Below are 15,037 nucleotides of genomic sequence, written 5' to 3' on the forward strand. Positions count from 1 at the left end.
GCGCATTGCGCGTTTGATGCGCTTGGGCCGGACCTGTCCGGACCTGGACGCGGAACTGTTCTTCGATCCGGATGAGATTCAAGCGGCCTATTTGCTGCGCAAAAAGACGCCACCGAACAAGCCACGCCTGAACGACGTTCTGCGCCAAGTCGCCTGCGTCGGCGGCTTCCTCGCTCGCAAGAGCGATGGCGAGCCCGGCGTCAAGACGATCTGGCTTGGATTGAAGGATGTTCACGTGGCGGCGGAAACGATACGCACCCTACGCGAAATGGGGGCGCTCAAGAGTTGTGTATAACGAGGTGTCTTAAACTAGGCAAATATAGCTATATTCCAAAAGGTAGTTTAGTTTCCAATCCGCATTGGATCGTCCACATCCAAGTGTTTAGTTAAAACACAAATGACTTCTGCTATCCATAGTAAAGGTGCTATACTAAATGCAGCCAGTTCACCTCTATTGCGTGGCGCAACAGGGCCTGTAGCGTTCAATACACACAGCAAAGCTAGCGGCAATGGACAAAGATGACGACACGCAACTATTAGTGCGGCGGGCGATGGCCGTCGTAGCGCGCAATGGCGGCGCCGATCCGGTCGCCCGGGCGTTGCGCGTTTGGGCGCGGCTGGCGGGGCATTTGAGCCCGTTGATCGGCGAGGCCGGTTACTGCGCGCTGTATGGACGGGCCCTGCGTCTGGTCGGCGACAGGCATCCAGGGTTGACGCCCCGCCCGTCGCCGCAGGCAATCGACGCCCTCCTCTCGAGCTTGAAGGAAAACCTCTCGTCCATCGACCCGGCCAGCGCGGACAACGCGAACCTCGCTTTGCTCGACAGCTTCACCGGGCTGCTGTCGGGTTTAATCGGCGAGGCGCTCACCACTCGGCTTCTGAACACCGCATGGGCAGATGAGCCTGAAGGATAGAAAAATGAATGACAAAGTGAGCCTGGGAGTCCAACCGAGTGGCGTGCCGGGACTCGATGCGCTGCTCGGCGGCGGCCTCAGCGAATTTTCCTTCAACGTGATCGCCGGCGCGCCCGGCACCGGCAAGACCACGCTGGCGCACCAGATCATGTTCGGCCTCGCCAGCCCACAGAAGAAGGCGCTGTTCTTCACCGTGCTGGGCGAGCCGCCGCTGAAAATGCTACGCTACCAGCAACAATTCGCGTTTTTCGACATCGACAAGGTCGACAGTTGTATCCGCTACGTCAACCTGGCCGAGAACCTGCGCGCCGGCGACTTCAGCGGCGTGCTCGAACGCATCACCCGCGAGGTCGAAACCTTCGCCCCCGGGCTGGTGTTCGTCGACTCGTTCCGCTCGGTGATCCAGACCGCCAAGAGCGGCAACGAGGGCGTCTCCGACATGCAGCACTTCGTCCAGGAACTGGGCACGCGCATGACCAGCTGGCAGGCGACGACGTTCTTGATCGGCGAATACGCGCCGGCCGAGGTCGAGGCTAATCCGGTGATGACGGTCGCCGACGGCCTGTTCTCGCTGTCGCAGCAAGTCGAGCAAAATTCGGCGGTGCGCAAGATCTGCATCATCAAGATGCGCGGCCACGCCCATTTGTCTGGCTCGCATACCTTCCGCATCACCGGCGACGGCTTACGCATCTATCCACGCCTGCTGCCGCCGCTGGCCGCCAGGGACCGCGCCCTGCCGGTCGACCAGAACACCCGCCGCGTCTCGACGGGCGTATCCCAGCTAGACGTGTTGCTGGACGGCGGCTTGCCGCTGGGTCACGCGGTGCTGGTGGTGGGGCCGTCCGGCTCGGGCAAGACCATTCTCGGCGCGGCCTTCCTGGCCGAGGGCGCGCGCCTGGGCGAGAAAGGCGTGCTGGCCTGCTTTGAAAAGGGTTCCGCCATTGTCCGCAACGCCCGCCTGGCGCAACTGCTCGAGCGCGACGCCGTCAGCGTTGTCCAGGGCCGCGCACTCGACCTGCCGGTTGAAGAGTTACTCGACGAGCTGGTGCAGGAGGTCGTGCGCACCGGCGCCACCCGCGTCGTCATCGACTCGCTGTCGGAACTGGGCCTGTACCTGGCGCCCGAAGGCCGCCAGGATTTCCGCGAGTCGGTGTTTCGCATCCTGGCCACGCTGGCCAATCTGGGCGTCACCGTGCTGGTGACCATCGGCCTGGAGGACCGTTTCACCGACATGCGCTTCAGCCAGGCCGACACCTCCTTCCTGGTCGACGCCATCGTCGCCATGCGCTACGTCGAGATCGAGGGCCGCCTGAGCAAAGTGATCTCCGTCGTCAAGGTGCGCGGCAGCGCCCACAGCACCGACCTGCGCCACTACGTCATCACCGACCGCGGCATCGAGATCGACGAGCGACCGATGCCATTCGAAGGCCTGCTCTCGGGCCACCCCAGAGCAAGCACAACGTCGGATTAAGCGACAGCGCCATGACGATACTTGACAGCGGCGCGATACTTGACAGCGGCGGCGGCCCTGGGCCGCGGACCAGCCAAGCCGCGCTGTGGGACCAGATCACCGAACGGCGCGCGCCGGTGCGCGGCTATGACGCGCGCGAAGACTTGATCGCGCAGTTGCTCGAAGCGAACCAGAACCTGGTGCTGGCCACCATCAACGCGCAAAACCTGCGCGACGAGGCCGAGGCGAGCAACCAGCGCCAAAACGAGTTCCTGGCGATGCTGGCGCACGAATTGCGCAACCCGCTGGCGCCGATCAGCGGTGCGGCCGCGCTGATCGGCAAGACGCCCGACGCCTCGCCCCAGCTCGGCCAACTGCAAGCCATCATTGGCCGCCAGGCGGGCCATTTATCACGCCTGCTCGACGACTTGCTGGACGCGGCCCGCATCAACAGCGGCAAGATCTCGCTGCGAGTACAATCGATCCTGCTGGCCGACGTACTCGAGCGGGCCGTCGAAGCCGTCCAGCCGGCGTTGGACGCACGCCGGCAGCGGCTGATCCTGGAGGCGCCGCCCGGCGCGGTCGGCATCGACGGCGACCATGTGCGGCTAACGCAGGTGTTCTCGAACCTGCTCGCCAACGCCGCCAAATTTACCCCGGAGGGCGGTTGCATCCGCGTTGTCGTGACAGCGCTGGCGCAGCGCGTCGAGGTGGCGGTCAGCGACAATGGCGCCGGCATCAGCGCGCACTTGTTACCGCATATTTTCGACCTGTTCACCCAGGGCTCGCGCTCGCCGGCGCGCACCGAAGGCGGACTCGGCATCGGTTTAAGCATTGTCCGCAACATCGTGCAGATGCACCGCGGAACGGTGACGGCCGGTAGCGCCGGCCCCGGCTGCGGCAGCGTGTTTTTGGTCACCCTGCCGACGGTCGCCCCCTGCGGCTGCGCGGCCGCGCCGGACGCCCACCCGGCGTGTCCGACCTGCACAATACTGCTGGTCGACGACAACGCCGACGCGTCCGAGACCCTGCAACTGCTGCTCGAACTGGACCTGCACAAGGTCAGCACGGCCCCCAGCGCCAGAGCCGCGCTGGCGATGGTGCAAGACGACCTCTACGATGTCGTGATTTGCGACATCGGCATGCCGGAGATGAGCGGCATTGAACTGGCGCGCATCCTGCGCGCCTCGGCGCGCGGCCGCCAGCCGTTGCTGCTGGGCTTGTCTGGATACGGCCAACCACAAGACCGCGCCGACGCCATCGCGGCCGGCTTCGACGGGTATTTCGTCAAACCGGTCGACCCCGACGCCTTGACTGCGGCGATAGCGGCCCACTGCGCGGCGCGCGGCCAGGCGCGTTCGGCCTGAAGCGGCGCCGCCGCGCCTACGCGCCTACGCGCGCGATGACGCCGACGATGACCCATTTCCCGCCGCTCTGCACCGCGCGCCAGTTGATCGCCGCCGGCAGTATCGCGCCGGATTTGTGGCGCAGCTCCGCGCTTTGCAGGTGCACCGGTCCGCCGGCCAGCAGCGCGTTGAAGCGTTGCTGCAACTGGGCGCCGTCGCCGACGCCTAAGTCGGCCATGTCGAGCGCGTACAACTCCTGCCGGCTGTAGCCCGACATGGCGCAGGCGGTCTCGTTGGCGTCGACCACCCGCAGCGTGGCCGGGTCGAGCAGGCAAATGCCCACTTCGAGCGCGTCGATGGCGCCGCGGAAGCGCAGTTGCTCGCGGTTCGGGCGCATCCGTTCGGTGACGTCCATGCCGATGCCGCGGTAGCCGGCGAAGCGGCTGCCGGCGTCGAACATCGGTTCGCCGCTGACCTGCAGGTATTGGATGCTGTTGTCGGCGTTGACGCGGCTGTAGATGAAGTCGAGGAAGGGCCGGCGGTTGGCGATGTTGTCGTTCAACAGCGCCCGCTCGTCGGCGTTCCAACGGCCGGCCATGACGCCGGCGTCGCCCGCCTCGGCGCCGATGCCCAGCATTTCCTGCACCGGGCCGGAAAACTTGGTCAGCTTGCCCTGCGCATCCTGCTCCCAGTACCAGTCCGACGACAGCTCGGTGAAGCGCTGGAAGCGCGCCTCGCTCTCGCGCAGCTCGGCGGTGCGCTCGAGCACCGTCTGTTCCAGCACCTTGTTGTAGTCGTCCAGCTTGCGGTACAGCAGGCGCACCTCGAGCATGTTGTGGATGCGGGTTTTCACCTCGACCAGGTCGAACGGCTTGCTGACGAAGTCCTTGGCGCCGGCCTGCAGCGCGCGCAGCTTGTGGCCCGGCTGGGCGGTGATGACCAGCACCGGCAGGTAGCCGTCCGGCTCGATCCCGCGCAGGCCGTCCATGACCTCGAAGCCGTCCATCTCGGGCATTTGCAGGTCGAGCAGGATCAGGTCGAAGCGCTGCGCCGTGTGCAGGGCGTGCACCGCGCGCGGGTCCATCGTCGTGACGATGCGGGTGTAGCCGGCGCTGTGCAGCATTTGTTCGAGCAGCATGACATTGGCTTCCTGGTCGTCGACGATCAGGATGCTGGCGTTCAGAATTTCGGAGGCTTGCAACATTACGGTGTTCCCAAAAAAAACGGTGTACGGGTGGTGTGCGGCATTATCGTCCGGCCTCGTCGGTCTCGGCCAGGCCGTGCTCGGTCGCGTGGCGCAGCGCCAGGTCGAGCGCGTCCATGAATTCGAGCACCTTGATCGGCTTGGTCAGGTAGCGGAAGAAGCCGGCGTCCAGGCCTTTTTCTATGTCGCGCGGCACCGCGTTGGCCGACAGCGCCATCACCGGGATGTGCTGGGTGACGGGGTCGTCGTGCAGCAGCTTGAGCGCGCCGTAGCCGCTGATGCCGGGCAGGTTGATGTCCATCAGGATGACGTCGGGCTGGTAGGCGCGCGCCAGTTGCATGCCCAGGTGGGCGTCGATCGCGGTCAACAGCTTGAGGTCGCTGCGGCGGGCGATCAATTGCTCGACCAGGGCCAGGTTGGCCGGGTTGTCCTCGACGTAGAGCAGGGTGCGCAGCGCCGACTCCTGCTGCGCCATCTGCGGCGCGGTGGCGTGGCCGGCCTCCAGCACGGGCGCGCTGGACGCCTCCAGCTCGACCCAGAAGGTGGTGCCGACGCCGACTTCGCTTTCGACGCCGATCTGACCGCCCATCAGTTCGACCAGTTGCTTGGTGACGACCAGGCCGATGCCGGTGCCCTCCTCGGTGCTGCTTTCCTGGCCCAGGCGGTTGAACGGCTGGAACAACTGCTCGAGCTGCTCCGGCGCCAGCCCGGCGCCGGTGTCGCGCACGCTCACGCGCACCCGGCCGGTCTCGCCGAGCGCGTACTCGACGGCGACCGAGCCGCCGTTCTGGTTATACTTGATGGCGTTCGAGAGCAGGTTGATCATCACCTGCTTGACCCGGGTGCGGTCGGCGTGCACGTACAGCGGCAGGTCGAACGACGGGTACTGCATGCGGATGCCGCGCTTTTGCGCCTGCGGCTCGATCATTTCCTGGCAATCCTGCAGCACGTCGGTGAGCGACATCGCCTCCTGCGACATGGTGACCTTGCCCGACTCGATCATCGCCAGGTCGAGGATTTCGTTGATCAGGCGCAGCAGATACCAGCCGCCCTTGAGGATCTGGTCGATCGAGCGCTGCTGCGGCAGCGTCGGCGGCGGCGTCTCCGACGCCATCAACTGGGCGAAGCCGAGCACGGCGTTGAGCGGCGTGCGCAATTCGTGGCTCATGCTCGACAAGAACTCGGACTTGGCCAGGTTGGCCTTCTCGGCCGCCGCCGTCGCGCTTTCCAGTTCGACGTTGTTTTCCTGCAGCGTGCGCTCGAACTGCTTGCGCTCGGTGATGTCGCGCGCCGCCGCGAACACGCCCTGCAACTTGCGCTCGCGGTCGTGGAAGGTGCTGGCGTTGTACGACACCAGCGTCTCCGTGCCGTCGCGCGAAATGGCGGTCAGCTCGTAGTTGGTGACCTTGCCCTCGCGCAGCACGCGGCCGATGGCCGCCTCGGCGCGCTCCGGCTCGGTGAAGTAGTTTTTACACGGCGCGCCGATCAGCTCGTCGCGGGTGCAGCCGGTCAAGGCCTCCATCTGCTGGTTGACGTCGCTGATGATGCCGCGCGGGTCGGTCGTCATCAAGGCGTCGATGTTCGACTCGATCAGCGAACGGGTGTAGAACTGCTGGTCGCGCAGGCGCTGGTCGAGCACGGCCTGCTCGGCCTCGACCCGCTTGCGCGCCGTGTTGTCGGTGCCGATCAGCAGGTAGCCGATGACCTTGCCCTCGGCGTCGCGCAGCGCCGTCACCGAGACGATGGCCGGGAAGCGGCTGCCGTCCTTGCGGATGTAGGTCAGCTCGTAGATGTCCTCGATGCCGCGCGAGGCCTTGAACACCAGCGCCTCGAAGCCGGGGGTGATCGGCGTGTCCAGTTCCAGGCTCAGGGCGGCGGCGCGGGCGACCACCTCCTGGGCGTCGGAAATACCGGCCGGGGTGATCTTGTCGACGACGTCGGCCGCCTCGTAGCCCAGCATGCGCTCGGCGCCGACGTTGAAAATCTGGATCACGCCCTGGGCGTCGGTGGCGATGCTGGAGAAGTTGGCGCTGTTGAAAATGGCGTCCTGCAACGCGCCGGCCTTCAGCAACGGTTCGGAGACCGGCACCTCCGGGCGCAGCAGCAGCGGGCGGATGCGCCGGTGCAGCAGCGCCAGGAACAGCAGCAGCCCGGCGATGGCCGCCTCGACGGCGAGCAGCACCGGCAGCGATGCGGCGCCGCCGCAGGCCAGCACGACGCCCAGCGCCAGCAGCACCAGCAAGGTGGCGCCGAAGCCGATGGACAATAGGCGCTCGGCCGGCATGGTGTGATTCGTTTGCATCATATTGTAACCTTGATCAACTGCTTGGGAGCGCAAGCCTCGGCTCCCACAAGGTGGCGGCAATGCCGCGATGCCGGCGCACCGGCATGCTGGTGTTGACTAGGCCTAGGCCGCCTGGCGCTGGCGCACGTCCGACAGCAGGCGCGCGAACTCCTTCTTGACGACGGCGTAGCACTCGCAGACGTCGCCCTCCAGGCCGGCCCGGTCCAGCACCGTGATGTGGCCGCGCCGGTAACTGATGAAACCGTAGCCCTGCAGGCGGCCGGCGGCCTCGGTGACGCCCTCGCGGCGCACGCCGAGCATGTTGGCGATCAATTCCTGCGTCATTGTCAATTCGTTGGTCGGCAGGCGGTCCAGCGTCAGCAGCAGCCAGCGGCACAGTTGCTGCTCGACCGAGTGGTGGCGGTTGCACACGGCCGTCTGCGACATTTGCGTCAGCAGCGCCTGGGTGTAGCGCAGCAGCAGGCGCATCACCGGCCCGGCGCGGTTGAACTCCTCCATCAGCAACTGCGCCTTCAGGCGGTAGCCGTGGCCGCCGGTTTGCACCACCGCGCGGCTGGGCGTGGTGTCGCCGCCCATGAACAGCGACACGCCCAGCACGCCCTCGTTGCCGACGCCGGCGATCTCGGACGAGCCTCCATTTTCAAGCAAGTAGTGTAGCGAAACGATGGCGCTTGTGGGAAAATAAACGTGGTGCAACTTGCCGCCGGATTCGTAGAGCACGTCGCCCAGCAACATCGGCACCAGTTCCAGATGCGGCGCCAGACGCTCGAAGTCGGCGTGCGGCAAGGCGGCCAGAATGTGGTTTTGATTCGGATCGTGCGCACGTGCCATATATCGGTATTCCTGCTTCCAGTCGTCAGCTAGCGGGGGGGAGAGGATGAAGGCGTCCGAACGAGAGTCGCCACAGGACAGGGTAACACAGGCGCGCCCGTCCGCCCGGACTGTATTGCCCTCGGGCTAGCACCGTCTGTTCGGTACCGTACATAGCGATGTCGCCACCGCTATGTACGCGAGCGTAGGTATGGGTGGCGGGCGCCGGCCTATAGTCGGCAACAGCTTGATGCCGGTTTGACATTGGTTCGATCCCGACACGCGCTGATTGCGGGGAGTCACGCATGGACAAACTATTTCGCCGGGTGCGCGTGTCGGTGTCGGTGTCGGCGCTGATCACGCTGGCGGTCGGGCTGGGCCTGACGGCGCTGCTGTTCGCCTCGGTGCGCAAAGTCGAGTCGCACACCCGCGCGCTGGAGTTCCAGCAGGCCGCCAAACTGCGCAGCAACGCCGTCGCCGGCGGCCTGGCCGACGCGGTCGAACAACTGACGGTGCTCAACCAACTGTTCCGCAGCGTCGACCCGGTCAGCCGCGAACAATTCCGCAGTTTCACCGCGCCGCTGCTGCAGCGCTACCCGGAGATCCAGGCGCTCAGCTTCCAGCGCCTGGTACGGCACCAGGACCGCGCCGCCTTCGAGCGCGCGATGCGGCGCCGCTTCCCCGACTTCCAGATCAACGAACTGGCCGACGGCCGCCTGCGCCGCGCCGGCGTGCGCGACAGCTACAACGTCGTCGACTACCTCGAACCGCCGGCCGGCAACGTCGCCGCCTTCGGCCTCGACACGGCCGTCGCGCGCGAACAGGGCGAGGCGCGCGAGCGCTCGCGCGCCAGCGGCCGGCCGGCCGCCACCGGCCTGCTGTCGCTGGCCCAGCAGCAGGGCTGGCACACCGGCTTCCTGGTGCTGGCCCCGGTCTACCTGCGCGGCGCGCCGCTCGACACGGCCGCCGCGCGGCGCCGCGCGGTGGTCGGCGAAACCGCCGCCATGTTCCGCGTCGACCGCCTGATCCACACCCTGCTCGGCGCCGGCGGCCTGCTCGACGCCCCCGGGGTCAGCGTCGACGTCTACGCCGCGGCCGGCGCCGACCGGCGCCAGCTGGCGTTCCGCCACGGCGACGCCGGCGCCGCCGGCGCCGGCTGGCCGCTGCCGCGCTGGCTCTGGCTGGACCAGGGCGCGCCGCAGGGCACCTCCTTCGACGTCGCCGGCCAACCCTGGTACGTCGAGGTGGCGCGGGCGCCGGCGCATATTACCGACGGCCGCCACGGCTCGCTGTACGCGCTGCTCGGCGGCATCCTGTCGAGCCTGTTCGCCGCCGCCCACGTCTACACCCTGGTGTCGCGCAACGGCACCATCGAGCGCGTCGCCGGCGCGCGCACCGCCGCGCTGCAGTTCGCCAACCTGCGCCTGTCCGAAGACCTCGCCGTACGCGCCAGCAACGAACGCGCGCTGCGCCTGCGCGAAAAAGCCATCGAGGTATCGGCCAACGCCATCGTCATCTGCGGCGCCGCGGCGCCCGACTACCCGATCGAATACGTCAACCCGGCCTTCGAGCGCATCACCGGCTACAGCGCCGCCGAGGTGCTCGGGCGCAACATCGAATGTCTGCAGGGGCGCGTGGCGGACCAGCAAAACCTGGAAGAGGTGCGCGCCGCGCTGCGCGAACGGCGCGAGGGCCACGCGCTGCTGCGCAACTACCGCAAGGACGGCGGCAGTTACTGGAGCGACCTGTTCATCGCCCCGGTGCGCGAAGAGGGCGGCGACGCCGTCAGCCATTTCGTCGTGGCGCAGTACGACGTCACGGCGGTGATGCGCTTCGAGGCCGAGCTGGAGTTCCAGGCCAAGCACGACACCCTGACCGGGCTGGCCAACCGCAACTTGCTGCGCGAGCGCCTGGGCCAGGCGATCGCCGCCGCCGAACAGGACGGCAACCCGCTGTGGGTGGTGTTCGTCGACCTGGACCGCTTCAAGATTGTCAACGACACCCTCGGCCACGAGGCCGGCGACGCGCTGCTGACAACCCTGGCCGGGCGGCTGCAGGCGGCCACGCGCGACGCCGACACCGTGGCGCGCCTGGGCGGCGACGAGTTCGTGCTGGTGCTGCCGCAGTACAGCGACGAGCGCGCCGGCCTGGCGGTGCTCGAACGCATCATGGACGCGGTGGCCCAGCCGCTGTACCTGGAGCGGCACGAATTTTTCCTCACCTGTAGCATCGGCGTGGCGATCTACCCGGCCGACGGCGCCAGCGCCGAGGCGCTGACCAAGCACGCCGACATCGCCATGTACCGCGCCAAGGAGCTGGGCCGCAACAACTTCCAGTTTTACACGGCGGCGATGAACCAGCGCACGCTGGAGCGCCTGAGCCTGGAGGGCGACCTGCGCCACGCGCTCGAACGCGGCGAATTCGAGCTGCACTACCAGCCGCAGCTGGCGTTGCACAGCGGCCGCGTGGTCGGCATGGAGGCCTTGCTGCGCTGGAACCACCCGCGCCTGGGGCAGATCGCGCCGGGCCTGTTTATCGGCATGGCCGAGGAAATGGGCTTGATCATCCCGATCGGCGCCTGGGTCATGCGCACCGCCTGCGCCCAGACCCGCGCCTGGCAACTGGCCGGGCTGGGCGAGCTGCGCGTCGCCGTCAACCTGTCGGCGCGCCAGTTCACCCAGAAGGGGCTGCTGCAATCGATCGCCGACGTCCTGGGCGAGACCGGGCTGGAGGCGCGCCTGCTCGACCTGGAATTGACCGAAAGCATGGTCATGAACGACGTCGACCAGGCCATCGCCATCCTGCGCAACTTGAAGGGCCTGGGGGTGCACGTCGCCATCGACGACTTCGGCACCGGCTACTCCAGCCTGTCATACCTGCGGCGCTTCCCGATCGACGTGTTGAAGATCGACCAGTCCTTCGTCAACGACATCGCCAACGACGCCGAGGGCGCCGCCATCGTGCTATCGATCATTTCGCTGGCGCACAGCCTGCGCCTGAGCGTCGTCGCCGAGGGCGTCGAGACGGCCGAGCAACTGGACTACCTGCGCGCCCACGGCTGCGAGCAGATGCAGGGCTACTACTTCAGCCGGCCGCTGCCGGCGGCGGCGTTCGAGCAGCTGCTGCGCGAGGGCCGCGGCCTGCCCAGCCTGGCCTGCGCCTGAGCGGGCGGGCCGACGGGTGACGCCGGGCCGGCTAACCCGACCGATGGCCTTGGACTTACTCGTCGAGGAAACGCTGCAACACGCCGGCGGAGCCGAAGGCGGCGCGCCGCAGCCGGTCGTTGACGCCCAGCCAGTCCGGGCCGGACGGCGGCGCCTCGACCAAAATCAGCTCGGCGCCGACGTGGTCCATCGTGCGCAGCGAGGCGTACAAGGCGTGCGCGTAGCCGTCCGGCGTCTCCGGCAGGCGCACGCTGGCGCTGGCCGGCGGCAAGTCGGAGTAATGGATCAACGCGACGCGGTGGCCGGCGTTGAGCAAGCGGTTGAGCGTGCAGGCAAGCTCGTCGCCGCTGTGCATCGCCACCGGCGTGCGCGGCGCGTAGTGCGCGTCCAGCGTGCCGGAGGCGCGCGGCGCGGCCGCGTCCGGCGCGGCCGGCAACTGGCCGATGACGGCGCCGATCTGCTCGGCGCTGATGTGGCCGGGCCGCAACAGCACCGGGCCGTGCGTGGCCAGGCGCGACAGGTCGACGATGGTCGACTCGATGCCGACCTGGCTCTGGCCGCCGTCGAGCACCTCGCCGATGAAGTCGCTGTCGCATTCGGCGTCGAACTCGTCGCGCACGTGCGCCGCCGTGGTCGGGCTGACGTTGCCGAACTTGTTGGCCGACGGCGCCGCGACGCCGCCCTTGCCGCCCTTGAAGGCGCGCAACAAGGCGATCGCCACCGGGTGCGACGGGCAGCGCAGGCCGACCGTGTCCTGGCCGCCGGAGACGGCGTCGGGGATGCGCGCGGCGCGTTTCAGGATCAAGGTCAGCGGGCCGGGCCAGAAGGCCGCCGCCAGTTGCCGGGCCTGCTCGGGAATGTCGTCGGACCAGTAGTCGAGATCGGCGCCGGGCGCCAGATGGACGATCACCGGATGGTCGAGCGGACGGCCCTTGGCCTGGTAAATGCGGGCCACGGCGGCCGGGTTTTCGGCGTCCGCGCCCAGACCGTAGACGGTTTCGGTGGGAAAAGCGACCAGGCCGCCCTGCTCCAGGATCGCCGCCGCCGTGGCGATGGCAGTGCTGTCCTGGCCAGCGTCAGCTGGACCCATAGCCGGCTGCTTCACGCTGCCGCCTTGTCAATCGCAAGGATGGCGCAGGCGGCGTCGAGCTGCTGCTGCGCTTGCGCCAGCGTCGGCGCAATAAAGGTCAGGTGACCCATCTTGCGGGCGCGCCGCGGATCATCCTTGCCGTACAGGTGCAGGCAGGCGCCCGGCAGCGCCAGCACCTGGTCCCAGGCCGGTTCGCGCGTCGCGTCGGAGTCGTCGCTGAACCAGACGTCGCCGAGGATGTTGAGCATCACGGCCGGTGAATGCTGGCGCACGTCGCCCAGCGGCAGGCGCGCCATCGCGCGCACCTGCTGCGCGAACTGGCTGGTGACGCAGGCATCCATCGTGTAGTGGCCGCTGTTGTGCGGCCGCGGCGCCATCTCGTTGACGACCAGGCTGCCGTCGCTGAGCACGAAGAATTCAATGCACAGCACGCCGACATAGCCCAGCTCGGCAACGATGGCTTGCGCCGCCTGCTGCGCCATCTTGGCGCTGGCGGCGCAGACGTTCGGCCCCGGCACGGTGGTGGTAAACAGGATACCGTCGCGGTGCACGTTCTCGGCGATCGGATAGACCACCGATTCGCCGTCGGCGCCACGGGCGGTCAGTACCGAAACCTCGTAGGCCAGCGGCAGCATCTTCTCCAGCAGGCAAGTCACGCCGTCCATGCTGTCGAAGGCGGCGCGCACGTCGTCGCGGCTGCGCACGCGCAACTGGCCCTTGCCGTCGTAGCCCAGGCGCACGGTTTTCAGGATGCCAGGCAGCAGCTCGTCGCCGATGGCGGCGATGTCTTCGTGCGAGGCAATCACCTTGTGCGGTGCCGGCATCACGCCCGACCTGGGCGCGCAATCGACGAAGAAGCGTTTTTCGGCGATGCGGTCCTGCGCCACCGACACGCCATGCGCGTTGGGCGCGACAAACACCTGCTGCGCCAGGCGCGACAGGCTGTCAGCCGGCACGTTCTCAAATTCGGTGGTGACGGCCAGGCATTGCGCGGCCAGCGCGTCGAGGCCGGCGGCATCGCTGTAGCCGGCCTTGACCAGGCGCTGCGCGACCTGGCCAGCCGGACAGTCATCGGCCGGCTCCAGCACGGCCACCTGATAACCCATGCCTTGGGCGGCCTGGGCGAACATGCGGCCGAGCTGGCCGCCGCCCATCACGCCCAGCCAGGCGGGCGGATTGGCGCCAGGCAGCAGGGGAGGCAACTGCGCTGGCAACTGCGGGGAAAGCTGAGGTGAAAGCGGATTACTCATTATGCAAGCGCTAAGATCATGGCCTTGGCGGCATCGGTTTGGCTCTGGCGGAATGCTTCGAGCTGGTCGGCCAGCACGGCGTCGGTGGTGGCGAGGATGGCCACCGCCGTCAGCGCGGCGTTGGCGGCGCCGGCTTCGCCAATGGCGAAGGTGGCCACCGGCACGCCCTTGGGCATCTGCACGATGGACAGCAGCGAATCCTCGCCGCGCAGATACTTCGACGGCACCGGCACGCCCAGCACAGGCACGATGGTCATCGCGGCCACCATGCCAGGCAGGTGGGCGGCGCCGCCTGCGCCGGCGATGATGGCGCGCAGGCCGCGCGCGCGCGCGCTCTTGGCATAAGCGTACATCTCGTCGGGCATGCGGTGCGCCGAAATCACTTGCGCTTCAAACGGTACGCCGAACTGCTTGAGGATGGCGACCGCGTTCTGCATCACGTCCCAGTCCGAAGACGAACCCATGATGACGCCGACCAGCGGCATATTGTGCAACTGCTTTTGCTCGCTCATATCAGGCCTTCAGCTTCTGGCCGGTCAGGCGCTCGATGGCTTCGAAATACTTGGCCTGGGTCTTGTCGATGACGTCGGCAGGCAGCGCCGGCGCCGGCGCGGTTTTGCCCCAGCTCAGGGTTTCCAGATAGTCGCGCACGAACTGCTTGTCGAAGGACGGTGGCGACATGCCAGGCTGGTAGGAGTCCGCCGGCCAGAAACGCGAAGAGTCGGCGGTCAGCACTTCGTCCATCAGGTGCATGACGCCGTTCTCGTCCAGGCCGAACTCAAATTTGGTGTCGGCGATGATGATGCCGCGCGTGGCCGCGTACTCGGAGGCGGCCTGGTACAGGGCGATGCTGACGTCGCGCATCTTGGCGGCCAGTTCGGCGCCGATGCGGTTTTCCATGTCGGCAAAGCTGATGTTCTCGTCGTGCTCGCCCAGGTCGGCCTTGGCGGCCGGGGTGAACAGCGGCTCAGGCAGTTTTTGCGCCTGCTGCAAACCGGGCGCCAGCGTAATGCCGCAGACGCTGCCGGTGTCCAGGTAGTCCTTCCAGCCCGAACCGATGAGGTAGCCGCGCACCACCGCCTCGACCATGATAGGCTTCAGGCGCTTGGCGACCACGGCACGGCCCTTGACCTGCTCTACTTCGTCGGCGGCCACCACGGATTCCGGCGCCACGCCGGTCAGGTGGTTCGGCACGATGTGGCCGAGCTTGTCGAACCAGAAGTCGCTCATCTGGTTCAAGACCATGCCTTTGCCGGGGATAGGCTCGTTCATGACGACGTCGAACGCCGACAGGCGGTCGGTGGTGACGATCAGGATCTTGTCCTCGCCAACGGCGTAGTTGTCGCGGACTTTGCCATGGCCAAGGAGTGGCAGGGACGTAATAGAGGTTTGGTAAAGGCTGTTCATAGCGGGAGGTAAATAGACTAGCGGTATAGAAAAGCGAAAACCGGCGCAGGGAAAACCTTGCTAGCCGGTCAAGAGATTTGGACTGATTTTTGTGGGA

Annotated in this window: 12 protein-coding genes; 5 read left to right on the plus strand and 7 right to left on the minus strand. The window is 67.2% G+C overall.

The features are described from left to right. The 4 genes from JANGC3_RS0125535 to JANGC3_RS30170 form a co-directional block, all read left to right on the plus strand. Positions 1 to 295, plus strand: a 295-nt coding sequence (locus JANGC3_RS0125535) for an IS4 family transposase (protein ID WP_026133518.1), incomplete at its 5' end; no start/stop codon positions are given. 214 nt (positions 296 to 509) lie between these two features. Then, entirely contained in the window at positions 510 to 914 is a 405-nt protein-coding gene (locus JANGC3_RS0125540) for a hypothetical protein (RefSeq protein ID WP_017879334.1), read from the plus strand. A gap of 4 nt (positions 915 to 918) precedes the next feature. Further along, positions 919 to 2,385, plus strand: coding sequence for an ATPase domain-containing protein (locus JANGC3_RS0125545; RefSeq protein WP_026133519.1), 1,467 nt, complete (start codon positions 919 to 921; stop codon positions 2,383 to 2,385). Positions 2,386 to 2,396: 11 nt separating this feature from the next. Then, positions 2,397 to 3,731, plus strand: coding sequence for a hybrid sensor histidine kinase/response regulator (locus JANGC3_RS30170; RefSeq protein ID WP_017879336.1), 1,335 nt, complete (start codon positions 2,397 to 2,399; stop codon positions 3,729 to 3,731). Between the two features lie 16 nt (positions 3,732 to 3,747). On the opposite strand, the gene JANGC3_RS30175 is transcribed toward JANGC3_RS30170, so the two are convergent. The 3 genes from JANGC3_RS30175 to JANGC3_RS0125565 form a co-directional block, all read right to left on the minus strand. After that, a complete protein-coding gene (locus JANGC3_RS30175) occupies positions 3,748 to 4,914 on the minus strand; it encodes a response regulator (RefSeq protein WP_017879337.1) in 1,167 nt (388 codons plus the stop codon). Between the two features lie 43 nt (positions 4,915 to 4,957). Next, the gene (locus JANGC3_RS0125560; RefSeq protein ID WP_017879338.1) at positions 4,958 to 7,219 is read right to left on the minus strand and encodes a PAS domain S-box protein; all 2,262 of its coding nucleotides are present in this window, start codon (positions 7,217 to 7,219) and stop codon (positions 4,958 to 4,960) included. Positions 7,220 to 7,321: 102 nt separating this feature from the next. Next, complete coding sequence (locus tag JANGC3_RS0125565) at positions 7,322 to 8,050, minus strand: Crp/Fnr family transcriptional regulator (RefSeq protein ID WP_026133520.1); 729 nt, start codon at positions 8,048 to 8,050, stop codon at positions 7,322 to 7,324. Between the two features lie 284 nt (positions 8,051 to 8,334). Between JANGC3_RS0125565 and JANGC3_RS0125570 the strand changes: the two genes are divergently transcribed. Beyond that, complete coding sequence (locus tag JANGC3_RS0125570; RefSeq protein WP_017879340.1) at positions 8,335 to 11,193, plus strand: bifunctional diguanylate cyclase/phosphodiesterase; 2,859 nt, start codon at positions 8,335 to 8,337, stop codon at positions 11,191 to 11,193. 55 nt (positions 11,194 to 11,248) lie between these two features. Here JANGC3_RS0125570 and JANGC3_RS0125575 read toward each other — a convergent pair whose 3' ends face one another. Genes JANGC3_RS0125575 through JANGC3_RS0125590 form a run of 4 tightly spaced genes read right to left on the minus strand, consistent with a single transcriptional unit; the run spans position 11,249 to position 14,940 of the window. Further along, positions 11,249 to 12,283, minus strand: a complete 1,035-nt coding sequence (locus JANGC3_RS0125575; RefSeq protein WP_017879341.1) for an L-threonylcarbamoyladenylate synthase — start codon at positions 12,281 to 12,283, stop codon at positions 11,249 to 11,251. Positions 12,284 to 12,294: 11 nt separating this feature from the next. Beyond that, on the minus strand, positions 12,295 to 13,533 hold the full coding sequence (locus tag JANGC3_RS0125580) for a 5-(carboxyamino)imidazole ribonucleotide synthase (RefSeq protein ID WP_035789071.1): 1,239 nt from the start codon (positions 13,531 to 13,533) through the stop codon (positions 12,295 to 12,297). Next, positions 13,533 to 14,045 (minus strand): 5-(carboxyamino)imidazole ribonucleotide mutase, encoded by a 513-nt coding sequence (gene purE / locus JANGC3_RS0125585; RefSeq protein ID WP_017879343.1) that lies wholly within the window; start codon positions 14,043 to 14,045, stop codon positions 13,533 to 13,535. The genes JANGC3_RS0125580 and purE overlap by 1 nt, the downstream gene beginning before the upstream one ends. A gap of 1 nt (position 14,046) precedes the next feature. Then, a complete protein-coding gene (locus JANGC3_RS0125590) occupies positions 14,047 to 14,940 on the minus strand; it encodes a phosphoribosylaminoimidazolesuccinocarboxamide synthase (RefSeq protein ID WP_017879344.1) in 894 nt (297 codons plus the stop codon). Positions 14,941 to 15,037 lie beyond the last annotated feature (97 nt).

The sequence above is a fragment of the Janthinobacterium sp. CG3 genome (assembly GCF_000344615.1).
Lineage (GTDB): Bacteria > Pseudomonadota > Gammaproteobacteria > Burkholderiales > Burkholderiaceae_D > Janthinobacterium.

Bases quoted from the DNA above. Each gene is read 5' to 3' on its own strand.
- JANGC3_RS0125540 (WP_017879334.1), top strand. From the start codon at position 510: ATGGACAAAGATGACGACACGCAACTATTAGTGCGGCGGGCGATGGCC.
- JANGC3_RS0125545 (WP_026133519.1), top strand. From the start codon at position 919: ATGAATGACAAAGTGAGCCTGGGAGTCCAACCGAGTGGCGTGCCGGGA.
- JANGC3_RS30170 (WP_017879336.1), top strand. From the start codon at position 2,397: ATGACGATACTTGACAGCGGCGCGATACTTGACAGCGGCGGCGGCCCT.
- JANGC3_RS30175 (WP_017879337.1), bottom strand. From the start codon at position 4,914: ATGTTGCAAGCCTCCGAAATTCTGAACGCCAGCATCCTGATCGTCGAC.
- JANGC3_RS0125560 (WP_017879338.1), bottom strand. From the start codon at position 7,219: ATGATGCAAACGAATCACACCATGCCGGCCGAGCGCCTATTGTCCATC.
- JANGC3_RS0125565 (WP_026133520.1), bottom strand. From the start codon at position 8,050: ATGGCACGTGCGCACGATCCGAATCAAAACCACATTCTGGCCGCCTTG.
- JANGC3_RS0125570 (WP_017879340.1), top strand. From the start codon at position 8,335: ATGGACAAACTATTTCGCCGGGTGCGCGTGTCGGTGTCGGTGTCGGCG.
- JANGC3_RS0125575 (WP_017879341.1), bottom strand. From the start codon at position 12,283: ATGGGTCCAGCTGACGCTGGCCAGGACAGCACTGCCATCGCCACGGCG.
- JANGC3_RS0125580 (WP_035789071.1), bottom strand. From the start codon at position 13,533: ATGAGTAATCCGCTTTCACCTCAGCTTTCCCCGCAGTTGCCAGCGCAG.
- purE (WP_017879343.1), bottom strand. From the start codon at position 14,045: ATGAGCGAGCAAAAGCAGTTGCACAATATGCCGCTGGTCGGCGTCATC.
- JANGC3_RS0125590 (WP_017879344.1), bottom strand. From the start codon at position 14,940: ATGAACAGCCTTTACCAAACCTCTATTACGTCCCTGCCACTCCTTGGC.